The organism is Brevundimonas nasdae (assembly GCF_019395145.1).
GTDB lineage: Bacteria > Pseudomonadota > Alphaproteobacteria > Caulobacterales > Caulobacteraceae > Brevundimonas > Brevundimonas nasdae.
Window position 1 is genome coordinate 2,995,384 of the sequence record NZ_CP080034.1, and the last position, 23,263, is coordinate 3,018,646.

At 63.3% G+C, this 23,263-nt stretch carries 23 protein-coding genes and 1 tRNA gene; 12 read left to right on the forward strand and 12 right to left on the reverse strand.

Annotated features, from left to right (window positions below):
• Positions 1–9: 9 nt before the first annotated feature.
• On the reverse strand, positions 10–144 hold the full coding sequence (gene rpmH, locus KWG56_RS14620; RefSeq protein ID WP_003164000.1) for a 50S ribosomal protein L34: 135 nt from the start codon (positions 142–144) through the stop codon (positions 10–12).
• Positions 145–274: 130 nt separating this feature from the next.
• Here rpmH and KWG56_RS14625 point away from each other — a divergent pair, with 130 nt between their 5' ends.
• Together KWG56_RS14625 and KWG56_RS14630 are read left to right on the forward strand one after the other, a co-directional pair.
• Positions 275–1,027 carry a TVP38/TMEM64 family protein gene (locus KWG56_RS14625; protein ID WP_219352689.1) on the forward strand — a complete coding sequence of 251 codons (753 nt, stop codon included), beginning with the start codon at positions 275–277 and terminating at the stop codon, positions 1,025–1,027.
• Positions 1,024–2,496: a sensor histidine kinase gene (locus KWG56_RS14630; RefSeq protein ID WP_219352690.1), complete on the forward strand. Its 1,473-nt coding sequence runs from the start codon at positions 1,024–1,026 to the stop codon at positions 2,494–2,496. Before KWG56_RS14625 ends, KWG56_RS14630 begins: the two co-directional genes overlap by 4 nt.
• A gap of 3 nt (positions 2,497–2,499) precedes the next feature.
• On the opposite strand, the gene KWG56_RS14635 is transcribed toward KWG56_RS14630, so the two are convergent.
• Complete coding sequence (locus tag KWG56_RS14635; RefSeq protein WP_201098627.1) at positions 2,500–2,763, reverse strand: hypothetical protein; 264 nt, start codon at positions 2,761–2,763, stop codon at positions 2,500–2,502.
• Positions 2,764–2,911: 148 nt separating this feature from the next.
• Here KWG56_RS14635 and KWG56_RS14640 point away from each other — a divergent pair, with 148 nt between their 5' ends.
• The gene (locus KWG56_RS14640; protein WP_219352691.1) at positions 2,912–3,436 is read left to right on the forward strand and encodes a hypothetical protein; all 525 of its coding nucleotides are present in this window, start codon (positions 2,912–2,914) and stop codon (positions 3,434–3,436) included.
• On the opposite strand, the gene KWG56_RS14645 is transcribed toward KWG56_RS14640, so the two are convergent.
• The 5 genes from KWG56_RS14645 to KWG56_RS14665 all read right to left on the reverse strand — a co-directional run bounded on the left by KWG56_RS14645 (position 3,433) and on the right by KWG56_RS14665 (position 8,500).
• Positions 3,433–4,071 (reverse strand): glutathione S-transferase family protein, encoded by a 639-nt coding sequence (locus KWG56_RS14645; RefSeq protein ID WP_219352692.1) that lies wholly within the window; start codon positions 4,069–4,071, stop codon positions 3,433–3,435. The genes KWG56_RS14640 and KWG56_RS14645 overlap by 4 nt on opposite strands.
• A 50-nt stretch (positions 4,072–4,121) precedes the next feature.
• Complete coding sequence (locus tag KWG56_RS14650) at positions 4,122–5,171, reverse strand: ribonucleotide-diphosphate reductase subunit beta (RefSeq protein WP_201098622.1); 1,050 nt, start codon at positions 5,169–5,171, stop codon at positions 4,122–4,124.
• 194 nt (positions 5,172–5,365) lie between these two features.
• Positions 5,366–6,151, reverse strand: a complete 786-nt coding sequence (locus KWG56_RS14655) for an ABC transporter ATP-binding protein (RefSeq protein WP_219352693.1) — start codon at positions 6,149–6,151, stop codon at positions 5,366–5,368.
• 245 nt (positions 6,152–6,396) lie between these two features.
• Positions 6,397–7,716, reverse strand: coding sequence for an acetyl-CoA hydrolase/transferase family protein (locus KWG56_RS14660; protein ID WP_219352694.1), 1,320 nt, complete (start codon positions 7,714–7,716; stop codon positions 6,397–6,399).
• 73 nt (positions 7,717–7,789) lie between these two features.
• A complete protein-coding gene (locus KWG56_RS14665; RefSeq protein WP_244999749.1) occupies positions 7,790–8,500 on the reverse strand; it encodes a phosphatase PAP2 family protein in 711 nt (236 codons plus the stop codon).
• A 334-nt stretch (positions 8,501–8,834) separates the two neighbouring features.
• Between KWG56_RS14665 and KWG56_RS14670 the strand changes: the two genes are divergently transcribed.
• Entirely contained in the window at positions 8,835–10,724 is a 1,890-nt protein-coding gene (locus tag KWG56_RS14670) for a ribonucleoside-diphosphate reductase subunit alpha (RefSeq protein WP_219352696.1), read from the forward strand.
• Between the two features lie 171 nt (positions 10,725–10,895).
• The gene (locus KWG56_RS14675) at positions 10,896–11,771 is read left to right on the forward strand and encodes a lipid A-modifier LpxR family protein (protein WP_219352697.1); all 876 of its coding nucleotides are present in this window, start codon (positions 10,896–10,898) and stop codon (positions 11,769–11,771) included.
• 6 nt (positions 11,772–11,777) lie between these two features.
• Here KWG56_RS14675 and KWG56_RS14680 read toward each other — a convergent pair whose 3' ends face one another.
• The gene (locus tag KWG56_RS14680; protein WP_219352698.1) at positions 11,778–13,526 is read right to left on the reverse strand and encodes a gamma-glutamyltransferase family protein; all 1,749 of its coding nucleotides are present in this window, start codon (positions 13,524–13,526) and stop codon (positions 11,778–11,780) included.
• A 146-nt stretch (positions 13,527–13,672) separates the two neighbouring features.
• Here KWG56_RS14680 and KWG56_RS14685 point away from each other — a divergent pair.
• Positions 13,673–13,749 (forward strand) — tRNA-Arg (locus KWG56_RS14685).
• Positions 13,750–13,833: 84 nt separating this feature from the next.
• Here the strand turns inward: KWG56_RS14685 and KWG56_RS14690 are convergent.
• From KWG56_RS14690 to KWG56_RS14700, 3 genes are all read right to left on the reverse strand, one after another.
• Positions 13,834–14,838, reverse strand: coding sequence for a site-specific integrase (locus tag KWG56_RS14690; protein WP_244999531.1), 1,005 nt, complete (start codon positions 14,836–14,838; stop codon positions 13,834–13,836).
• Between the two features lie 749 nt (positions 14,839–15,587).
• Positions 15,588–15,962: a hypothetical protein gene (locus tag KWG56_RS14695; protein WP_219352699.1), complete on the reverse strand. Its 375-nt coding sequence runs from the start codon at positions 15,960–15,962 to the stop codon at positions 15,588–15,590.
• Positions 15,962–16,537, reverse strand: coding sequence for a hypothetical protein (locus tag KWG56_RS14700; RefSeq protein WP_219352700.1), 576 nt, complete (start codon positions 16,535–16,537; stop codon positions 15,962–15,964). The genes KWG56_RS14695 and KWG56_RS14700 overlap by 1 nt, the downstream gene beginning before the upstream one ends.
• A gap of 64 nt (positions 16,538–16,601) precedes the next feature.
• On the opposite strand from KWG56_RS14700, the gene KWG56_RS18995 reads away from it, so the two are divergent.
• Positions 16,602–16,967 (forward strand): helix-turn-helix domain-containing protein, encoded by a 366-nt coding sequence (locus KWG56_RS18995; RefSeq protein ID WP_342393751.1) that lies wholly within the window; start codon positions 16,602–16,604, stop codon positions 16,965–16,967.
• Positions 16,968–17,633: 666 nt separating this feature from the next.
• Here KWG56_RS18995 and KWG56_RS14705 read toward each other — a convergent pair.
• On the reverse strand, positions 17,634–17,843 hold the full coding sequence (locus tag KWG56_RS14705; RefSeq protein WP_201098597.1) for a helix-turn-helix domain-containing protein: 210 nt from the start codon (positions 17,841–17,843) through the stop codon (positions 17,634–17,636).
• 105 nt (positions 17,844–17,948) lie between these two features.
• Here KWG56_RS14705 and KWG56_RS14710 point away from each other — a divergent pair, with 105 nt between their 5' ends.
• The 5 genes from KWG56_RS14710 (at position 17,949) to KWG56_RS14730 (ending at position 23,149) form a co-directional block, all read left to right on the forward strand.
• Entirely contained in the window at positions 17,949–18,677 is a 729-nt protein-coding gene (locus KWG56_RS14710) for a hypothetical protein (protein WP_219352701.1), read from the forward strand.
• 633 nt (positions 18,678–19,310) lie between these two features.
• Positions 19,311–19,607 (forward strand): hypothetical protein, encoded by a 297-nt coding sequence (locus tag KWG56_RS14715; RefSeq protein ID WP_219352702.1) that lies wholly within the window; start codon positions 19,311–19,313, stop codon positions 19,605–19,607.
• Positions 19,608–19,752: 145 nt separating this feature from the next.
• Positions 19,753–20,829, forward strand: coding sequence for a GDP-mannose 4,6-dehydratase (gene gmd / locus KWG56_RS14720; protein ID WP_219352703.1), 1,077 nt, complete (start codon positions 19,753–19,755; stop codon positions 20,827–20,829).
• Entirely contained in the window at positions 20,819–21,793 is a 975-nt protein-coding gene (gene fcl, locus KWG56_RS14725; protein ID WP_219352704.1) for a GDP-L-fucose synthase, read from the forward strand. Before gmd ends, fcl begins: the two co-directional genes overlap by 11 nt.
• A gap of 24 nt (positions 21,794–21,817) precedes the next feature.
• Positions 21,818–23,149, forward strand: a complete 1,332-nt coding sequence (locus KWG56_RS14730) for a lipopolysaccharide biosynthesis protein (protein ID WP_219352705.1) — start codon at positions 21,818–21,820, stop codon at positions 23,147–23,149.
• Positions 23,150–23,263 lie beyond the last annotated feature (114 nt).

A 23,263-nucleotide genomic window follows, 5' to 3' on the forward strand; every position in this document is an offset into this window, starting at 1 on the left:
CGGAGCCGCTTACGCCGTCAGGCGCTTGCGGCCCTTGGCGCGACGGCGCGCAACAATCTTCTGGCCGTTCTTGGTGGCCATCCGGCTGCGGAAGCCGTGACGGCGCTTGCGCACGAGTCGCGACGGCTGATAGGTCCGCTTCACGGTCGGCTCCTGACGTTAAAGGTTGGAGCGACGGGGCAAGAAGCGTCCGCCGCAGGAAGGGCGGGCGTATAAGTCGCCTGTCCGGATGAGTCAACGCTCTGTGGACAGGCATTTCGAGGATGACGGCCATATGGCGAAAAGAACGGCGAACGAATGGGGCCTGCGGCTGGCGCCGCTTGTGGCCATCGCCGCGCTTGTGGTCCTGTTCTTCGCCATGGGCTGGAACCGCTACCTGTCGATGGAGATGATCCGCGAGCACGGCCTGGGCCTGCAGGCCTATGCGCGCGACCACTGGTGGATCGCCCTGATCGGCTTCATCGCCGTCTATGCTGTCGCCACCGCTTCAACCATTCCCGGCCCCGTCTTCCTGACCCTGCTGGGCGGCATGATGTTCGGCCCCTATGTCGGGGCTCTGGCGCAATCGACGGGCGCCACCATCGGGTCGGTCGTCATCTACTGCATCTACCGCACCTCGATCGGAACCTGGCTGCGGGACAAGTTCGCGGCGGACGCGGGCTTCATGGACCGGCTGGCCAAGGGCATCGACCGCAACGCCTTCACCACCCTGTTCACCCTGCGCGTCATTCCCAGCGTGCCCTTCGTGCTGGTCAACGCCACGGCGGGCATGATGGCGGTGCCGCTGCGGCCCTATGTCATCGCCACCTTCATCGGCCTGCTGCCGTCGACCTTCATCTACACCTGGATCGGATCGCAGTTGGGCGACCTGTTGCGCGCGGGCGTGCGTCCTGACCTGCCCATGCTGGTGCATGAGTTCTTCTGGCCGCTGATGGGCGTGGTCTTCCTGTCCCTGCTGCTGCCCATCGGCATCAAACTGTTTCAGATGGTCCGCGCGCGCCGTGCGACAGACGCGGCGGCCGCATGAGCGCCCTGTTCGACAGATTGGCGGCGCGGCTGAAGCTTTCGCCCGAGACGACCGAGGCCTGGCGCGAGCGGCTGCGCCCGCGCGCGCCCGACGGCCTGTCGGCGCGGCTGCTGCTGCTGACCGTGGCCTTCACCCTTGCGGTCGAGGGACTGATCATGGCTCCCAATCTGGCGGCCTTCCACGAACGCTGGCTGCAGGACCGTCTGCAGGCCGCCGAACTGGCCTCGGTCGGTGTCGAGGCCCTGCCCTATTCGGCGGTCGAGGACGACACCGCCGCCGAGCTGATGCGGATCGGCGGGGTCCAGGCGGTGGCCCTGACGGAACAGGGGGTGCGGCGCCTGCTGCTGCAGGCCCCCAACCTGCCCCGCGCGCCCGAACTGATCGACCTGCGGCGCGAGAACACATGGTCGCGCCTGATCGACCCGTGGCGCACCCTGTTCGGCCATCCTGACCGCTCGCTGCGGGTGCAGGCCAAGCCGCGCTATCGCTCCGGCGACTTCATCGAGATCGTGACCCCGGCCCAGCCGCTGAAACTGGAGCTGAAGGCCTTTCTGCTGAACAGTCTTCTGGTGTCCCTGCTGATTTCGGCGACGGCGGGCGCCCTGTTGTACGGCGGCCTGACCCTGCTGGTGCTGCGCCCCTTACGCCGCGTGACCCGGTCGATGGAGCGGTTCGCCGTCGATCCTGAAAGCGCGGGCGAAACCCCGTCCGACCGCCACGACGAGATCGGCCGGGTCGAACGCGAACTGGCGCGGATGCAGGAAGAGGTGCGCCAGTCCCTGCGCTCACGCGCCCGTCTGGTCGCCCTGGGCGAGGCGGTGGCCAAGATCAATCACGACCTGCGCAACATGCTGACCTCGGCCCAGATGGCGTCCGAGCGTCTGGCGACCTCCGCCGACCCGCAGGTGGCCAAGGCCCTGCCCCGGCTGGAGCGGGCGCTGAGCCGCGCCGCCAACCTGTCGCGCAATGTGCTGGAGTACGGCAAGAGCGAAGAGCCCCCGGCGCAGAAGACCCGCGTGCCCCTGAACGCCGCCCTGACCCTGGCCGCCGAGGATGCGGGCCTGGCCCCGGACGGGGTGAAGCTGGTCAAGCAACTGGCCCCACGTTTCGCTGTCGAGGCTGACCCGGACCAGCTCTATCGCATTCTGGTCAATCTGATGCGCAACGCCCGTCAGGCCATCGAGGCCGACCCGGCGCGTCCGCCCGAGCAGCGCGGCAAGGGCGTCATCACCGTCAGCGCCTTCGCCGAGGACGGTTTCTGGGTGATCCGCATCGCCGATGACGGCCCCGGCATTCCGCCGCGGCTGGCGCAACGCCTGTTCGAACCCTTCGTCAGCTCCAAGGCATCGGACGGCACCGGCCTGGGCCTGACCATCTCACGCGAGCTGGCGGCCCTGCACGGCGGCGATCTGCGGCTGGTGGACAGCGATGGGGCCGGCGCGGTCTTTGAGCTGCGCCTGCCCGCCTGAGGCCTATTCCAGGCCGTCTTCCGACACGACGAAGGGCGCGCCGGTCTTCTTGGCCGCCGCCGCCAGTTCATCCTGCACCAGATGCCAGCGCCGCAGCCGCTCATAGTTGATGACGTGTTCCGGCGACGCATCCAGCCAGTGGCGGAAATCTTCGATCTGCAGCCGGGCGTTCGGCGCATTCGGGTCCGGCATGGCAGGCACGTTCGGCAACTGGCGCGCGACATCGGCGGGGATCGGATAGTCGCCGGACGAGGTGGCAAGGATCATGGCTTCTGCTCAGGTGCGGATGGCGTCAGGGGGCGACCATGCCGCGAACCTGGGCCGTGCGCCACCTTTTCGTCAGACAGACGTTGTTGCAGTCAAAGCGGCTTATGGCCAAGGTCGGCCAGCCTCGCCTCGATCCCTGGAGAGTCAGATGATGCTCAACTTCCTGCCGGCCCTGACCCTGGCCGCCGCCCTGACAGCCGGTCCGGCCCTGGCCCAGACCTCGCCCCAGACCTCACAGGCTCCACAACCTGCGCCCTATGTTTCGCCTGACGGCTATCGCGACCAGCGCCCCCTGCCGACGCTCGATCCCAATGATCCGAAATCGCGTGACGCCTGGCTGCAGGCGCGGGGCGAGGCCTATCGCCGGGCGCCGGATTCAGCCCAGACCGAGCAGGAGCTGCGCACCACCCAGGCCCTGAACGACGAGATCGCCGCCCAGAACGCCCTGGCCGACAAGGCGGATGAAGCCGCCCGTCTCGAACACGACGCCGCCGTCGCCCGCTATCAGGTCGAACTGCGCCAGACCCAGGAGCGCGCCCGCGCCGAGGCCGAGGCCACACGCGCCGCCCAGAACCAGTATGACCGCGACTACGCCGCCTGGCGGGATCAGGTTCAACGCTGCCAGTCCGGCGACCGCTCGGCCTGCGCAGCGCCTGCGCCGCGCCCGCGTTAAGCGCTCTTGCCCTTCATCTCCGCGATCAGGGCGTCGTCGATCTCGCGCGCCCGGATGGCGGCGGGACGGCTGCTCAGGCGCGCGGCATAGGCCTGAAACGACGGGCGTTCCGGCAGGGTCTTGAACATCAGGCCCCAGACGATCTGGCTGCCGACATAGACATCGGCGGCGGTGAACTGCTCGCCCAGCAGCCACGGGCCGTCGCCCAAGGCCGTCTCCAGCCCGTCCACCATATGATCGAAGGTGCCATAGCCCACGGCCCGCGCCTTCTCTTCGGGCGGCAAAAGCCCCATCGAACGCGCCGTCACCGCCGCCTCAACCGGACCGGCGGCGAAGAACATCCAGCGATAATAGGGGCCGCGCAGAGGATCGGTGGGCGCAGGCGCCAGACCCGCTTCAGGAAAGGCGTCGGCCAGATAGGCGCAGACGGCGGCGCATTCGGTCACCGTCACGCCGCGATGTGTGAGGCCCGGCACCTTTCCCATCGGATTGAGCGCTAGATAGTCCGGCGCCTTCATCGTGGTGGCGAAGTCCAGCACCACCGTGCGGTAGGGTTGGCCCACCTCCTCCAGCATCCAGCGGGCGATGCGCCCGCGCGACATGGGGTTGGTGTAGAAGACGATCTCTTCGCTCATGGCGCGCTCTCCCTTTGCAGGGAGAGCTTACGCCTGAATGGAGATCAAGGTCAGCCCGCGACCAGGCTCATGTCGCGACGGGCCATCATGCGGTCGAACTCGGTCCAGACGCCGTCGGCGCCGTGCCAGCTGCCTTGCGTCGCCGCCTTGGAATATTCGGTGGCGCGGGCCTCGAAGAAGTTGGCGTGTTCGACGCCCGACAGCAGCGACTGCAGCCAGGGCAGCGGGTTTTCGGTCACGCCATAGACTTCCGGCAGCTTCAGCTGACGCAGCCGCCAGTCGGCGATGAAGCGGATGTACTGTTTGATGTCCTCGGGCGTCATGCCCTGGACCGAGCCCATCTCGAAGGCCAGGTCGATGAACTTGTCCTCCATGTTCACCACCGTCTTGCAGCAGTCGACGATGTCATCCGCCACCGAGGGGGTCACCGCGCCCGTCTCCTGATTGAAGGCGTGATACAGCTTGATGATGCCCTCGCAGTGCAGGCTTTCGTCGCGCACCGACCAGGACACGATCTGGCCCATGCCCTTCATCTTGTTCTGACGCGGGAAGTTCATCAGCATGGCGAAGCTGGCGAACAGCTGAACCCCTTCCGAGAAGCCGCCGAACATGGCCAGGGTCCGGCAGATGTCGGCGTCGCTGTCGACCCCGAACTGGCCCATGTAGTCGTGCTTGTCCCGCATGGCCTCGTATTCCATGAAGGCGCCGAACTCGCTTTCCGGCATGCCGATGGTTTCCAGCAGCAGGGCGTAGGCTGCGATATGGATGGTCTCCATATTGCCGAAGGCGGCCAGCATCATCTTCACTTCGGTCGGTTTGAACACCCGGCCGTAGCGCTCCATGTAGTTGTCCTGAACCTCGATGTCCGCCTGGGTGAAGAAGCGGAAGATCTGGGTCAGCAGGTTGCGTTCGCCGTCGTTCAGGGTCGAGGCCCAGTCCTTGACGTCCTCGCCCAGCGGCACCTCTTCGGGCATCCAGTGGACCTGCTGCTGCTTCTTCCACATGTCGAACGCCCACGGATAGCGGAACGGCTTGTAGGCGGCGGACGGGGTCAGAAGACCGGCGCGTTCGGGAAGGATGATCGAAGAGGGAGCGTTCATCGGACGGGGACCTGAAAGCATTACCGGAGAGGCGCCGACAATGCGGCGCATCGCCCCCGGCGCCAAGCCGTAAATCACCTATGTTGCGATCACATTTTTCATGACCGCTATATGTAGTGGTTCCGCCTCAGGAAATTGGGGAGGGAGCTGGGGATGGTTTCTCGTCCGAAAGCCAGACTGGACAAGGCGGCCCCTTAGTCCAGATGCGCCCAGGACCAGTCGCCGCGCCTCTCCACGGTCGTGGGCATGCCGAACAGGTCCGACAGGACCGGGCCGGTCAGCAGGTCCGATTTCGGCCCGTCGCTCAGCACCTGTGCGTCGCGCAGCAGGACCAGATGATCGATCTCGGGCAGGATCTCCTCGACGTGGTGGGTGACCAGCACCAGGGTCACGCCCGAGCGGGCCACGTCGCGCAGGGCCTCCAGGAACTGGCGGCGGGTGGCGGGGTCCAGACCGGCGCAGGGCTCGTCCAGCAGCAGGGCGCGCGGACGGTGGACCAGGGCGCGGGCGATCAGAACCCGGCGCGCCTCGCCCGTCGACAGAGTCGCCATCTGGCGCCCGATCAGGTGGGTGACGCCCATCCGCTCCAGCGCCTCGCGCGACGCCTGGCGCATGGCCTCGGTGACGGCGTGGTTCCAGACCCCCCGCGCGGCGAAGAAGCCGGACACTACCGCGTCGAACACCTCCAGCGCCTCTTCGCCGGCATAGTCGGTCTGGATGGCAGGAGAGACGACGCCCAGCAGGCTGCGCAGCTCGAACACATTCCACTGGGTCTGGCCGAAAATGCGCACGGCGCCCTGCCCGCCCGTCGGATACAGCTGGCGCGTGATCAGCTTGACCAGCGTGGACTTGCCCGCGCCGTTGCGGCCAAGAATGGCGGTGTGACGCCCCTCGGGAATGGTCAGGCTGATGTCGTCCAGCATGGGACGACCGTCGCGCACGACACTGACATGATCGATGGACAACAGGGGTTCGGTCATGACCTGAGCCCATATCCAAAAACCGTGCGGCATAAAACCGCAACGCTTCAAATCAAGGACAGACAATCAACATTCGGCCCCAGCCGCTCCGCTCGTCATTCTGCGGCGTCCGAAGGGCGAACCGGGAACCCAGGAGGCATGCATCTGGCATCCAATGTGCTCAGCGGCGTGAACCTGGTCCTGGGTTCCGGGTTCTTCGCTCCGCTCAGCCCCGGAATGACGATTTGAGGCGATGTCGGTTGAACCTAAATCAAACCCTGTTCGACGGCCGAACGGGTCAGCTCATCGCGGAACTGCGGCGCGGCCAGCCCGATCAGGGCGCGCGCGCGCTCGTCGCTGGACAGGCCCTTCAGGTTCACCCAGCCATGTTCGGTGGCGATGATGTGGGTGTCGTTGCGCGGCGTTGTCACCGGCCCGTCCAGTCGGGCGACAATGCGCGAAGCCGCCCCCTTGGCCGCCGTCGAATGACAGGCGATGATCGACTTGCCCCCGTCGGAGGCATGGGCGCCGCGCACGAAATCCAGTTGGCCGCCCGCCGCCGTGAACTGTCGCCCGTTCAGGAACTCCGAACAGCAGGCGCCGGTCAGGTCGACCTGAAGCGTGGCGTTGACCGACACCATCTTCGCATTGCGGGCGATCACCGACGGGTCGTTCACATAGGAGACGGGATGCGCCTCCATGCCGCGATTGCCGTCCAGGAAGTCATAGGTGTTGCGGTCGCCCATGGCGAAGGTGAAGACCCCCACGCCGGGGTGCAGCGTCTTACGGCTGTGGTCCGCCACACCCGCCTGCATCAGTTCGACCAGCCCCGGCGTCAGCATCTCGGTATGGACGCCCAGGTGTTTGTGGCCGCGCAGGGCGTCGCAAACGGCGTTGGGCAGGGCGCCGATGCCCATCTGCAATGTGGCGCCGTCCTCGATCAGACCGGCGATGATGCCGCCGATGATCAGGTCGTTGGGATGGGGCTCGGCTTTGGGAACCTCCACCAAAGGCGCCGCGTGCTCGACCACCGCCGCGACCTTCGAGACATGGATCGTGCAGTCGCCGAACACGCGCGGCATGTTCGGATTGACCTCGACGATCACCGTGCGCGCCGTCTGCGACACCGGCTTGGCGTAGTCGGTGTTGGTGCCGAAGGAGAAGAAGCCGTCCTCATCCATTGGCGACACGGTGCAGACCAGGGCGTCCATCCCGACCTCGTTGCACAACAGGCGCGGCGACTGCTGGAAGCCGGTGGGGATGAAACGGACCGGGTTCGGCCTGCCCTCCTCGAAGGCGCGCTGTTCCAGCTTTCGCTCGATGGCGCTGTGGAACAGGCTCCATGGACGGATGCGGTCCATCAGTTCGTAGCGCAGCACCGTGTCCGCCGCGATCCGGCACGACAGCAGGTAATGCAGATTGACGTCCTCGACCTCGCCCCGCTCGGCCCGGTCGGCGATGGCCTTCAGCACGGCTGGCGGCTGGGACACGCCCAGCCCCATGGCCACCTTGGCGCCCGATCGGATCAGGGCGGCGGCCTCATCGGCGCGCTTCAGCCGTTCGGCATAGAGGGCGGCGTTCGTCATGGCGTGTCTCTCCCGTCTGCGCCTTTGCGGCGTCTGATGGCCGACTATCCCGCGTCAGAAGCCATGACGGGGCCTAGACATTGGTCGGAGCCGTGACGGTCACGGTCCGCTCGTCCTGCAGCGCCGCGCCGTGGCCCCTCTGCACTCGCTCGACCGCATAGGCGATCAGCCACAGGACCATGGCCCAGGCGGCGCCGACGGCCCAGCCGGCGAACACGTCGGATGCCCAGTGGGCGCCCAGATAGATGCGGGTCGCCCCGACCAGAAAAGCCATCAGAATGCCCACCCCCATCACAAAGATCTTGAACCGATGACGCGGGAAGGCGCGCGTCAGCATGACGGCGACCGTCAGATAGAAGACCGTGGACAACAGGGCATGGCCGGAGGGGAAGCTGGCGTTGATCGTCTCCACCGCCTGCATGACGGCGGGCGGGCGTTCACGCTCGAACACCTTCTTGAGGCCTTCGCTCAGGCCCACGCCGCCCACCAGACCCAGCGGCAGCAGCAGGGACGACAGCCATTTCTTCTGGATCAGCAGGAAGACAATGACGATCAGGGCGAACAGGCCCAGCACCGATATGCCGCCCAGAGAGGTGATGTCGGCCGCAGCCTCCTTCAGCCACCACGGCCCCCAGGGACGGCCGGGATCATCGGCATAGGGCCGCATCAGCGACAGGACATGCTGATCGAACGCCTGGCCGCCAGGCTCGCGCACCTCGTCGGCGATCTGGATGAAGGCGAAGACGCCGACAGCCGCCACCAGAAAAGCGCTCAAGGCCGCCATCTCGGTGCGCGCCAATGTCAGTGCGCGTGTCAAAAAGGGACGTTGGGCGGGCGTGTTCATCGAGTTTCCAAACGGCTCCGTTTGCCGCGCGTTCCGATCACGCGTTCGTGATCGCGTGACTTGGAAGCGTCACAAGAGGTTCGCTGGCTTGCTGCCGGGCTTTGTCCCCAGTCGGCGATCATTTGTCCAAGTGATTCGCGCCCAAAGGCGGCGTCAAGTCGTTGACGGCTTATTAGGCATGTGCGCCCTATATGTGGGCTCAGGGAGCGCGACGGCCACAAGATGATGTGGTTCTGGCGCAAGTGGCTCTAGGCTCTTTTTGTTCAGGATGCAGATGACCATGGCTGGCGGCGAGGCTTTAAAGACGACCGAATTCCAAGGTGTTGCGGGGACGCAGGCGCCGGAGAAGCCGCATCTGACGGTCGTGAAATCGGTCCAGGTGGACCGTTCGCGCGACGCCCTGCTGACCGATTTCGGCAAGAAGACCTTGGAAGACCGCTATCTGCTGGCGGGCGAAAGCTATCAGGACATGTTTGCGCGGGTCTCGACCGCCTTCTCGGACGACGCCGAACACGCCCAGCGCCTTTATGACTATATGAGCCGCCTGTGGTTCATGCCCGCGACCCCCGTCCTGTCGAACGGCGGGGCCGATCGCGGCCTGCCCATCTCCTGCTTCCTGAACGCGGTGGGCGACAGCCTGGACGGCATTCAGAACGTCTGGAACGAGAACGTGGCCCTGGCCTCGAACGGCGGCGGCATCGGCACCTACTGGGGCGGCGTCCGCTCCATCGGCGAGAAGGTCAAGGGCGCCGGCAAGACCTCGGGCATCATCCCCTTCATCCGCGTGATGGACTCACTGACCCTGGCGATTTCGCAAGGGTCGCTGCGCCGCGGTTCGGCCGCCGTCTATCTGGACATCCATCACCCGGAGATCGAGGAGTTCCTTGAGATCCGCAAACCCTCGGGCGACTTCAACCGCAAGTCCCTGAACCTGCACCACGGCATCAACATCACCGACGAGTTCATGGAGGCGGTGAAGGTCGGCGCCTCCTTCGACCTCAAGTCGCCCAAGGACGGCGAAGTCCTGAAGACCGTCGACGCCCGCTCGCTGTGGACCAAGCTGCTCGACATCCGCATGCAGACCGGCGAGCCCTATCTGATCTTCTCGGACACGGTGAACCGCCAGATGGCGCCGCACCAGCGCGACCTGGGCCTGAAGGTCAAACAGTCGAACCTGTGCGCCGAGATCATGCTGCACACCGGCAAGGACCACCTGGGCGTGGACCGCACCGCCGTCTGCTGCCTGTCGTCGGTCAACGCCGAGACCTTCCTGGAGTGGCGCGAGGAGCCCCGCTTCATCGAGGACCTGATGCGGTTCCTGGACAATGTGCTGCAGGACTTCATCAACCGCGCCCCGCCCGCCATGGCCGCCGCCGTCTATTCGGCCAAGCGCGAGCGTTCGGTGGGTCTGGGTCTGATGGGCTTCCACTCCTTCCTGCAGGGTCAGGGCGTGGCCTTCGAAAGCGCCATGGCCAAGTCGTGGAACATGCGCCTGTTCAAGCATCTGCGCCGCGAGGCCGACAAGGCCAGCCGCACCCTGGCCGAAGAGAAGGGCCCCTGCCTGGACGCTCAGGACCGCGGCGTCATGGAGCGGTTCAGCCACAAGCTGGCCATCGCCCCCACCGCCTCGATCTCGATCATCTGCGGCGGCACGTCGGCGGGCATCGAGCCGATCCCGGCCAACATCTATACGCACAAGACCCTGTCCGGCTCGTTCGCGGTCAAGAACCCCTATCTGGAGCGCCTGCTCGACGAGAAGGGCATCAACACCGAGGCCGTCTGGAACTCGATCCTGGAGCACGAAGGCTCGGTTCAGCACATCGACGCCCTGAACGAAGACGAGAAGGGCGTGTTCAAGACCGCCTTCGAACTGGACCAGCGCTGGGTGGTCGAACTGGCCGCCGACCGCGCGCCGGAAATCTGCCAGGCCCAGTCGCTGAACCTGTTCATCCCCGGCGACGTCAACAAATGGGACCTGCACATGCTGCACTGGTCGGCGTGGGAGCGCGGCGTGAAGTCGCTGTATTATCTGCGCTCCAAGTCGGTCCAGCGCGCCGCCTTCGCGGGCGCCGAGGACAAGGCCGAGGAGGTGCTGGATCCGAACCAGCCGGACCTCTTCTCCATGCCCAAGACCGACTACGACGAGTGCCTGGCCTGCCAGTAAGGCCGACATTCAGACCCACTTCAGGGGCCTCGCGAAAGCGGGGCCCTTTCGCTTTGGGGGAACCCTTGCCGTGCGGCGTCGTTCAAAAGTGACGAAACCGTGTCAAAATCTCCGTTGGACTCCCTGCCTATCTGGTGCAGGGTCAGGGTCAGCGGACGGTAGGGAGACCGAATGCGCATCGCGGCCTGGATATTCGGCGTGGGGGGCGTGCTGGCGGTGGCTGGCGCGGCTGACGCCCACACCCAGCTCTGGGCCCCCAACAGCTTTGACGACGGCCCAGTCACGGATGTCGACGCCGCCGCGCCTGCGCGCCTGGCCGACCAGACCCGGTTCGACGTCCTGCCCGACGCCCGCTTCGGCCCTGTGGTCGAGTTTCCCACCGCCTTCCGTCCCGCCGAGGGCGATGGCCTTGCCGTCACCACGCGCCGCGACGTCTGGATCGACCGCAATGTCGCCGCCGACCGCCTAACGCTGGAGACCGCAGGCCGCCTGCGCCGCGCCGACGGCTCTCCCCTGCCCGTCACGCCGCGCGACGACGTCGAACTGGATCAGAGCGCCTATGACTTGCGCTATGTGCGCGGTTTCCGGGGCGCCAGGGGCCACACCCCGTCGGGCCTCGAAGTCAGCCTGACGCCTCACGCCGGTTTCGGCGTCGGCAGCGACGGCGGATCGGCCGAAGCCGGCGCCACCCTGAAGATCGGCGAGGGTCTGGATCGACTGGCCCCCAGCGGTCAGCAAAGGTTCGGCGAACGCGCCCGCTGGTTCATCTACGCCGCCGGGTCGGGCCGAGCGGTGGGCTATAATTTCGCCCGCACGCGTGACGGCGATTATGCCCGTTCAGGCGTGGCGCAGGACCGCGATCGCGGCTCCTTCCTGGGCGACGCCTCGGTCGGCGTGGCCTATCGGCGCGGAGACATCCAGACCTCGTTCGGGGTGGTCTATCGCGAGATCGACGCCGGCAAGGGCCTGCGCGGCATGAACGGCCTGGACACCGACGTCAGCGAAGGCCTGATCGCCTTCCAGCTGTCGATCAGACCCCGCCGCTAAGTCCGCTTACTTCGTCAGCACCACGCCTTCGCGACGCGGATCGGCGCCCGCGTCCCAGGCGCCGTTGCGCCAGATCATGCCGTGCAGACCGGACGTCTCCGTCGCATTGGGCCGCAGCGGCATGCCTGCCTCGGCCAGCGCGGCCTGGATCTCGGGCGACATCTGTTCGGTGTCCGCCCCGACCATGGCGCCGCGCACCACCAGGTTCGGCAGGGCGATGGCCTCCTGCATCGGCAGGTTCCAGTCGATGGCCCCGACCAGGGCCTTGGCCACATAGGCCAGGATGCTGGAGCCGCCCGGCGAACCGATGGCGCCGACCAGGTTCCCCTGACGATCCAGGATCAGCGTCGGCGTCATGGATGAACGCGGCCGCTTGCCCGCCGCCACCGCATTGGCCGCCGGATGACCGTCTTCGCTGGGCGTGAACGAGAAGTCGGTCAGTTGATTGTTCAGGAAGAAGCCGTCGACCAGCCGCCCATTGCCGAACAGGCTCTCAACCGTCGTGGTCATGCTGACCGCATTGCCCCAGGCGTCTACGACGACGAAATGGGTGGTGCCGCCCGGCTCTGCCGTCGCGTCCACGCCGACCGGCGGCGCCCCCGTCGGATGGCCCGCCGGGACCGGACCGTTCACCTCGGGAACCAGAGCCGCGCGACTGGCGACATAGTCCGAATCCAGCAGGCCCGCCAGCGGCACGCCGACAAAGTCGTTATCGCCGATGTAGCGGTCACGATCCGCATACATCAGACGCTGCAGCCGCCCCAGCGCGACCCAGGCCTCTGGGCTGCTTGCGCCCTTGTCGATGTCCGGCGTCTTCTCGGCCATGGCCAGAAGCTGCAGCACGGCCACGCCGCTGGACGGCGGCGGCGGCACGCAGATCACATAGGCCCGGTACGGACGGCACAGGGCGTCACGACGCAGCGGCCGATAGGCGGCGATGTCCGCTGCGGTCAGGCCACCCGGACGCGGCCCCTCCGCCACAGCCGCGGCGATGTCACGGCCGATCTCGCCGCCGTAAAAGACGCCCGGCCCCTGCTCGGCCAACAGCGACACGGTGCGGGCGTAGGCGGGGTTTTTCAGGACATCGCCCGCCTGATAACGCGTGCCGTCCGGCTTGGTGAAATAGGCGCTGGCCGACGCCGTCCTGGCCTGGGGCGCATTGCTGTTGATCATGCCCGCCAGACGCGCGCTGACCACGAAGCCGTCGCGGGCCAGCCGTTCGGCGTCCCCGAACAGGTCGCGCCACGCCAGCTTGCCATGATCCTTCTGCGCCATGGCCAACATGGCCACCGCCCCCGGCGCCCCGGTCGAACGGCCCGACAGGACGCCGTCGACAAAGCTCAGAGGCTTGCCGTCTTCATAGAACAGCTCTGGCGTCGCCGAAGACGGCGCCGTCTCGCGCCCGTCGTAAGAGGTGATCTCGCCCGTCGCCGCGTCATAGGCCATCAGGAAGGCGCCGCCCCCCAGGCCCGACGACTGCGGCTCGACCAGACCCAGCACGGCCTGCACCGCCACCGCCGCATCCACCGCCGACCCGCCGCGCCGCAGCACCGCCATGCCCGCCTCCGCCGCCAACGGATTGGCCGCCGCCACCAACGGCCCCCGCGCCTGCACGGCGCGGGCTTGGATCGGCTGAACCTGCGCCGAACGCGCCTGAACAGCGCTCTGGGCTACGGCGGAGACAGGCGCCGCCTGCCAGGCGGTCAGCATCGCCGGAACCAGCAAGGCGGCGGCAAAACGACGGTCGAGACGCATGAAAATCCTTACGGCTGCACGGCTTTCAACCGACCTAAGCCTTACGACCGCACACGCCAACCCGCCCGAACCAGATAAAATCTAAACAGCGGCTTGCGCTTCCCAAACCAGACGCTAAAGACACCCCTTCGCTGAAAGGCGAATGCGCACCCGTAGCTCAGCTGGATAGAGCACCAGACTACGAATCTGGGGGTCAGGAGTTCGAATCTCTTCGGGTGCGCCATTCTTTTCAATGACTTAGTAGTTGGCCCGCAGCCGAAAGGCCGCGCTGTTACAGTCATTTTACAGCCTTCGTTACAGCCTGCGTTCACGCCCTGTTCGAGGACCGCTTTCTCTGTGCCTTGATCGCGACGACATTATCGACTCGATCCTGCCCACTGTCGGCCATGCGGCGACGCTCGGCCTGTCGACGGTAAATCTTCGCCGCGCGTTCAGAGGAATGTTCAAGTTGCGCCATGATCTCGGCATCCGACGCACCTGCGTACGCCAGTTCAAGCCCACGGGCGTGACGTAGGCCATGCGGTGAGAGATTGGGACGAGCGTGGCCGGATTGGGCAAGCGCGCCGATCAGGCGGGCGACCGCCTGATTCAAAGCCCGTTGCTTCCAGGGTTGACCTTTTTGGTCGTAGGCGATGGTGAGGGCCTTTGCAGGCGTGCTTTCCAAAAGCGCCGAGAGACGGCCGTCTTCCCGCTTGTCGCACAAGACCTTGCGCTTCTCCGTCGTCCAGTAGAGCCGACGTTGAGGCAAGCCGTCCTCATTCTGGGCGAGAACCCTAGCGTTCAGGGGAATATTGCAGATCGTTCCCCGACGAAAGCCGGCCCAGCGCCCAAGAGCCACAGCACGGGCCAAGCCCGGCATTTTGCGCTGGAGGGCCAACGCGATGAACGCGTCAACTTCCTCGTCTGTCCAGGCGAGGTTCACCTCATCGGCGCTGTGCGGCGGCGCCAACTTCTTCAGCTTTAAAAACGGGTCCGCTTTTATCCGTTCATCATTCACCGTCGGCGCCAAGGCGTTCTTTAGAACTTGCAGTCGGTCATTTGCGGCCTTGTAGCCGCGCGGCGCCCAGAGATCGCGCAACTCTGTAATCCATGCCGTATCGATCTCTTCGAGACGGACTTCGCCGACATCGGCTTCGATTTCACGAAGCAGACGCTCGTATTCCTTCTGTGTTGATCGGGCTAGGCGGATAAAATCGGCCGACTTCCTGTAGCGTTGGATGGCGCCGCCGACGGTTCCCGCTTTCGGCGTCTGGGCTGCGTGCGCTCGGGCGATCCGAGCAAGAATGGCGTCAACCTCGGCCTTCAACTCCAAAGACCCATCCAGCGACCGCAGAGGCCCTTCGCGGTGCCCCCCTTTGCGAAAATAGAGATCAACAACCCCAGTCCGGCGTCGGATGCGCTGGACGTACCTAACCTGGTTCATTGCGTCCCTCACCACTTGAGCGACGACTACCTTGATCATGGCGACGAAGAGTCGTGCGTGCCCGGACCCTGTCCAATGCAGAGGCCCGCCTCTTGCTGCTTTCGAATTCTGGGTCCGGAAGACTCGCCCTTCCTGCTGCCGCGCGCTTGGTGGGCTTAGAGGGCAGACCTGCAACCCATTCGTCGATTTGAACACGACTATACCGGACCACACTGACGCCAACATCGATGGGGGCCACGGTGCAAATCTTGGAGATGGTTGACCAAGATAGCGCCAGGTATGCGCACAACTGCTCCTTCGAAAGAAGAAGCGGCCAAGCGGTGGGGATTGGAGATGGCCGAGCCTCCTGATCCATCTGTTCAGGAGGCAGCAGGTAGAAGGCGGCAGCCTTAAGCTGGGACCAGTCTTTTGACGCTGCGTCAGGGGAAAATGGCGAGGGGAGACGATTGGGCATTCGACGACTGGAGATAGATATCAAGGCTCGGGATTGAGCGACGCCTTCCCCGACTGTCGTCACGGCCGGGGAAGAACGTTGTTCACACAGAAATAGCACATGTGGCGGAGATTGCAATGGGAATGGCCATTTAACCTATTGTTATTGTAAAGGAATGTTCCGTAGCGCCATTCAAGAACACCCTCTATTCGCCTGCTGAAGCATAGGCCGTGAGAAAATCGCACAAGTCGGCCGCCTGCTCCTGCGTGGCTAAAATCACAAAGACGGCGACAGTCCAGCCCGCACCAATGGCGCTAAAGCCAGACTCGACTCCAGCGGCCTCCACCGGTGTCACCTCGTCGTTGGTGATGGCGATATGCTCGATGATGTCAGACCGAATGCGCTGACCGAGCCAGACGGCTTCAGCCGCATCTGTACAGCCTTCGATCTTGATGATCGCCGTGGTCCAACCATCCTCCGACGGCCTGGAGCCGACGAAAACACGCTGGCGCCCTTGAGTGACTTCAGGCCCCACGAAGTGGCGCAGCAAGCCCTGCGGACGACATTCACACCAGGTCATCAGCGCTTCCAATCCGCGCGTATGAACGCCGCTTCCAAGAATTTGGCCACCTTTGCCCATTCCTCACCGGCGCGCCCCGCCAGCGCCGCCTTACGCCGCACCTCGGCGAGCAGGAGTTCCCGGTCGAGGTATTCGACCAGTCGCGCATAATCGGCACGACGCTGATCGACGGCAGTCACAGCACGTTCGATCAGCCCGTTAATGTCCAGGGCGCCCTTCAGGCGATTGGCTCGGTCGGAGATGACGCGGGTGTTCCCGCGAACATAACCGAGGGCTGGGCGTATGCGGTCAAGAGATGGCGAATAGGGCGACCGCATCTCGCCAATAACGAGCGGCACGCCCAAAGCGGGACAGATCGTAGGTACAATGATGTCGCGCACCTCCAGATCGAACGGCAGTCCGCGACGGGCTGCACGCTGGCGGGCGCGACTATGGAGCGCGACGGCAGGGACCAGACGCCGCTGAACCTTGAGATAGCGGCGCATGTACGTGGCGTTGCACGTTGCGCAAGCCGAGCGCTGAAGGCGTTTGCCGTGAATCGAGCAGGAAGGGTTGGGCGGATCGTAAATAGTCATTTAAGACTCCATCTTCAGAATGAGTCCACGAATTCAAACTTAGGCTAAAGAGTCAAATTGAATTATGAGCACCCCAAGGACGAAACCCGCCGATCACCCCACCGGCGCCCAGTTGCGGGCCGCCCGAGGATTGGTGAACATGTCTGTATTAGATCTGGCCGAGCGCACCGGACTGGCGCCGAACACGATCAAGCGCGCTGAGTCTGGCAATGGCCCGGCGCCGGTGAACACCGCAAATGCCAAACTGATGGTGTCCATCCTTCATTCAGCTGGGGTGATCTTCATCCCCGCTTGGGCGGACTTGGGGTCTGGGGTGCGATTAGCGTCACCGGAACAACCCGCACTGGCGCGTCGGCGAACGAACGCCAAAACGGAAACCATGCCCCCACAAAAGGAGTCACGAAATTCATCGGCGCCGCCCAAACCCTGACGCAGCCTGAATTCAGGAGTCACTTTAGCAGCCATCTATGACTCCAGGGGTAACGTGACTCCCTCCTGTTGAGTCACGATAGCCGAAAAGCGCCAGATCGGCCGGCCGGCGCCTGGAAACGGGTGTTGAGCGCTCAAATCGGAGGAAATGAGGCGCGATTATGGCGAAACGGGGTTTCGGAGGGAGAGTCACGTTAGCCGCCAGAGGCAGGTTGGCGTTTTACTGATTTTATTGAACTTTTTCTCGAAATCGGGGGCGTTTTAGAGTCACGATTGCCGTTGTGCAGTGCAACAATGCGCGTGAAATGGGTAGGTCGAGGCGGACCGAACAGAGTCACGTTACCGTAGGCACTTGAAATCGCTTTGGAAAAATCGGGGACTTTGGACCTAAGTCACGATACGCACGAACGATGACTCGTAGGCCCGGCCGGAAGGGGGGCGGCAGGGGCTGGGGGGGTCACCCCCAGCCGCCCCCCTTCCGGCCGTGGACCGCGCCTAGCTTATCCTGGCCAGCCTTCTTCGTGTTGATCGCCTATGCGTTCGAAATGCCCTTCAAGGCCATGGTCCGGGAGGCTGGAGGCTCCGAAAAAGTCATAAGAACCTTAGGGAACGACTTGGAGCCGATTGCCCTTAAGGCTGCCATCACAGCTTCGCGTCAGCGCCGACCCTATTCCAGATCGAACAGACGACCCGGCTGCACGCCAAGCGCATCCGACAGTTTCACAAGGAACGCCAAGCTGGGGTTTTCCTCGCCCCGCTCGATCCCGGCGAGATAGCGCATAGCCATGCCAGCCTCATGAGCGAGCGCCTCCTGGCTCAGCCCCTTGGTCTTGCGCAATCGCCTAATATTCGCGCCGACTCGATCTTCCCACCGCATCGCTCCATGGGCGCCGACAGTCGCGCTCGGCTCTAGGAACTATCTTGCCTAACTTTCTGGTAATGCTTGATAGGCAAGATAGATCCCATTCAGAGGGAGTTGAGCATGTCCAAGCGGTATCGTATTCGTAGGGTTCAAATCGCCATGGCAGCGGCCGTCGCCATTGCCGCCATAGGCATCGCCTCGCCCAGCAGCGCGAGAGGCAATCCAGAAACCTGCAGCTACAGAGAAGTCCGTTTGGCGCAAGTCTGCCGCACCGATTCCGACATCCGACAATTTCTGCGCGACCCGGCGAACGCAGGCGTGGAGTCCTACATGGCGATCCCGCCTGTCATTCGCGGCTGGGAACCTGGGGAAGAAGAAATGGTGCTCAGCTTGCTGTCCGGGCAACCACAACCTCGCCCCGTTGCCGCCCAGACAAGCCCCTCACGCGGCAGCATTATGGACCGGATCGACCGCTTGGCCTCTGGCGAGTATGATCGTCAGGTGGCCGCCGAGCGCGCTCGAACGCCCCGAGTGAACTGGACTGCGACCCAAATCCGCACCGCCGCCCGCAGCGCCGTCACAAATCGACTGCGCGAGCCAGGCTCAGCGCAGTTCCGGAACGTCCGGAGACACGTGAACAGCCTCGGTACAACAACCTTCTGTGGCGAAGTGAACAGCCAGAACGTTTACGGCGGAATGACCGGCTTCAGACGTTTCCATTCTAGCGTTTCCGATCGCGGAGAGGCGTCCGGCCGCATCAATGACGAAGGCGGTCTCATAGGGACGGTCTTTGAAGCGACGTGGGAGCGGATTTGTGATGGCGCTCCAGGGACGCCGACGCAGTTCTGATCTGTCTCCGACAGCAACAAACGCCGCTGCCAATCAGCGGCGCCGACTTACGGCGTTCCGCACCCCTTCCATGTGATCAGGGCAGGGGTGCCATAGACACGGCGGATCAGCGCCTCGCCAGTGCACGTGAACTTCGCCACATCCAGGTCAACACGCTTTCCCGCAACAACCAGATTATGCAGGTGTGTTTGAACGTGCGCGGCGCGCCGTTTTCATCCAACTGGGCGAGTCGGAAGGCAGACCAAAGCCCACCTTCTGACGCTGAATGATCTCGTCGGCGTGGCCGCAAGTCCCATGGGTCGTCAGACGACGCCAGCGCTGTAAATGCGGTAGCCGCCGCTCGGGAATGGTGCAGGGACGACGCCGATTGAGTGTCTCGCGCTCAGGCTTGCCGCGCCATAGATGCGATTGTCGTGAAGATCGACGAAGCCTGCTTCAGCGTTCCCCATGCAGAGCAGGTTCAGCTGCGCGCATGACGCATACTCGTATACAGCGCGATCAAGATGAAGCGGGCGACATAATAATTCGGGGCGCCGCCAGATCGCATATCGCCCAGCGACCGGATCATACGCGGTAGATTCAGCGACAATCGAAAACCGGTTGCGCCATGCCATGTCTGTTTGGGGGCGACACGTGCTGCAAACCACGGCAATCGATCCAGGCGCCGCCTTCGGCGGTTATGTCTTCGCTGATCAACTGCTGATCTCGGAAGGCACACGCCGCCAAGTTATTGTCGAGGTCAACTTCACCGGCTCTCCACATCGCTTCACCTTGAACCTCGTGCCTTCCGGCACCGATTTTCCCGTGCCTGTTGGCATTCCGGCAACGCCAAGACAGACGGTTCAGGCGCTGCAACACGCACCAGAGACATGGCACTGGACCGGCGTCCCTCCATCATCAAAGGTCGATGGTATGACTGTGATAGAATGAATACTGAGGTGCAACGAGCGGTGCAGATTTTTCATCTCGAGCAGAGAGGTAGATGTGCGCCGCAGCAATTTGAATGGCCCTCTTGAATGCACCTTGTTATGTAGCCCACGGCAGCGCTTGGGGTGAAGCTGCATTCGAGGAAACCATGGCTACAGAATTGAACGGTAAGGTCGCACTCATCACGGGCGTGACGGGACAGGATGGCGCGTACCTTTCAGAACTTCTTCTGGAGAAAGGCTATATCGTCCATGGAGTGAAGCGTCGCTCTTCGTCGTTCAACACCGCCCGGATCGAGCACCTTTATCAGGACCCTCACGAGAAGGATCCGCGCTTCATCCTGCATTATGGCGACCTGACGGACTCGACCAATCTGATCCGCATCATTCAGGAAACCCAGCCTGACGAGATCTATAATCTGGCGGCCATGAGCCACGTCCAGGTGTCGTTCGAGGCGCCGGAATACACCGCCAACGCCGACGGCATCGGCACGCTGCGCATCCTCGAAGCAATCCGCATTCTCGGCCTCGAGAAGAAGACGAAATTCTATCAAGCTTCGACCTCGGAACTTTACGGCCTGGTGCAGGAAGTGCCGCAGTCGGAAACGACGCCCTTCTATCCGCGCAGCCCCTATGCCGTGGCAAAGATGTACGCCTATTGGATCGTGGTGAACTACCGCGAGGCCTATGGGATGCATGCTTCCAACGGCATCCTATTCAACCACGAGAGCCCTCTGCGCGGCGAAACCTTCGTGACGCGCAAGATCACCCGTGCGGTCGCCGCCATCAAGCACGGTTTCCAGGAGACGCTGTTCCTGGGCAACATCGACGCCAAGCGTGACTGGGGCCACGCCCGTGAATATGTGCGCGGCATGTGGCTGATGCTGCAGCAGGACAAGCCCGACGACTATGTCCTCGCGACCGGTGAAACCACTGTCATCCGCGACTTCGTCACCCATGCCTTCCGCCAGATCGACGTGACTTTGCGCTGGGAAGGCGAGGGCGTCGATGAAAAGGGCGTCTGCGCCGAAACCGGCCGGGTCTATGTCGAGATCGATCCCCGCTATTTCCGCCCGACGGAAGTCGACCTGCTGATCGGTAACCCCGCCAAGGCCAAGGCCAAGCTGGGCTGGACTCACGAAACCAAGTGGGAAGCCCTGTGCGCCGAAATGGTCGCCGCCGACCTGATCGCCGTGGCGAAAGAGCAGCGCGGCAATGGCGAGTGAGATCATCTTCCCGCTTGCGGGCAAACGGGTTTGGGTCGCTGGTCATCGCGGGATGGTCGGCTCGGCCATCGTGCGCCGTCTGGCCAGCGAGAACTGCGAGATCATCACGGCAACCCGCGCTGAGGTGGACCTGAAGAACCCGGCGGAGGTCAACGCCTTCGTCGCCGACAACAAGCCGGACGTCATTTTTATGGCGGCAGCCAAGGTAGGCGGCATCCTAGCCAACGACACCTACCCAGCCGACTTCCTCTACGACAATCTGATGATTGCGGCGAACGTCACTGAGGCGGCATATCGCAACAATGTCGGCAAGATGCTGTTCCTGGGCTCCAGCTGCATCTACCCGAAGCTGGCCCCCCAGCCGATCCCGGAAGACGCGCTGCTGACCGGCCCTCTAGAACCGACCAACGAGTGGTACGCGATCGCCAAGATCGCGGGCATCAAGCTGGCTCAGGCCTATCGCAGACAACATGGCTGCGACTTCATCAGCGCTATGCCGACCAACCTTTACGGCCCGGGCGACAACTTCGACCTGAACACCAGTCACGTCCTGCCGGCTCTGATCCGCAAGGCGCATGACGCCAAATTGGCGGGCGCGGATCACATCACCATCTGGGGCACGGGCACACCCCGCCGCGAGTTCTTGCATGCCGACGACTGCGCAGATGCGTGCGTTTTCCTAATGCAGCGCTACTCCGACTTCGAGCACGTCAACGTCGGATCGGGCAAGGACATAGCCATCATCGATTTGGCCCGTCTGGTGTGCGAAGTCGTGGGTTTCACCGGCGAAATCTGCACCGACCCTACCAAGCCAGACGGCACCATGCGCAAGTTGATGAGCGGAGACAAACTCAAGACCATGGATTGGCAAGCGCAGACCGAACTCAAGACCGGCGTAGAAAACGCCTATCAATGGCTGCTGGCGCAAACGATCGAGCCAGTCAATCCGATGGCTCAGGCATGAATCTCACCCGATCAGTGATCGCTTGTGGCGATGTCTAGAGCCAAGCGCGTTTTTGCTGGAGCGGGTGCCAACGTCATTAACCTGCTCTATGTAACGCTCGTTACGGGCCTGAGCGTGCCTGTGCTTACCCATGCTTGGGGCGTGCGCGACTATGGTCTGTGGGTCATGCTTAGCGCTCTCCCCACCTATTTGGCTTTGTCAGATTTCGGGTTTTCCACCGCCGCAACCAATGACATCGCCATGAACGTGGCACGAGACGAACTAGATACCGCCGTTCAAACCTTTCAAAGCGTGTGGGCGCTGAATCTATTAATTGGAGGAGGCGTTGTCGCGGCGGCGGTTTTGGCTTGTCTAGGGACGGCTATGTTTGTCGGAAACGCGACAATCACGCTTTACGCATCCACCGCCTTGATACTTACAATTTACGCAGTCGCCTGTTTGCTGTCACGATCCTTTTTAGGCGCTCTGCGGGCGACAGGAAACTACGCTCAAGGATCATTTTTGAACGACACATTCCAGTTCGTTGAGGGATGCGCGAGCCTAGCAGCGGCTTATCTAGGAGGAGGGTTCCTCGGTGCCGCTACCGCACTTCTGGCAATAAGGTTATTAGATATTTTGGCGCTGTACGGGTTATTGCGCTCCAAGGTTTCGTGGCTACCGATCGGGTTTAGGCATGCGTCTCAAAGGACTCTCAAGCGCTTGATTGGCCCGGCGTTTGGATCAATGTCGATACCGATATCCTTGGCCCTCAATATGCAAGGCGTCGCGCTAGTCGTGGGCTTGGCTATTTCACCCACAGCGACCGCAGTCATTACGACAAGCCGAACAGTAAGCAGAATTGCCGTTCAGGTCATCAGCGCCGTGAACCGCGCGCTGGTCCCAGAATTGTCGGCCGCTAGCGCACAAGGCGATCACGCTGCAATCCAGAAAATAGAAAAGCTGAATACCGTCATGTTAGTGGGCGTTGCGGTGCCCGCTGCAGTGTTTTTTGGCGTCTTTGGTTCGGACCTGATTGGCATCTGGACAGGCGGTCAGGTTGCCCCGCCGCAAATAGTAGTTGCGCTCTTGGGGCTCGCAATGGGCATTCACTCAATATGGTTTTTTGGCACGAACTTGCTTTCGGCCACAAATGCCCATGGTCGTATGGCGACTGGCCTCCTTCCATCCGCCATAGTAACTGTTGTGCTTGCAAAACTTGGCTCTGATCACTGGGGGCTGGAAGGTGCCGCCGCTGCCGTCGCTGCCGGAGAAACCCTATGTCTCTGCTGGTTTTTTTGGGTTTCAAGAGCGCAGAAAATAAATTCTACGTATAAATTGCACCTACAAACAGACCGACACAAGATTACATTGAAATGATATATTTTGCATTATGGACTTTGTACATCGGGGCATCCTTCGCTGTTCTATTTCGCCTAAAAAAGGTCGAACTATCTAAACTTTGCTTCATGGATGGCATTCTTTTCGGTCTTA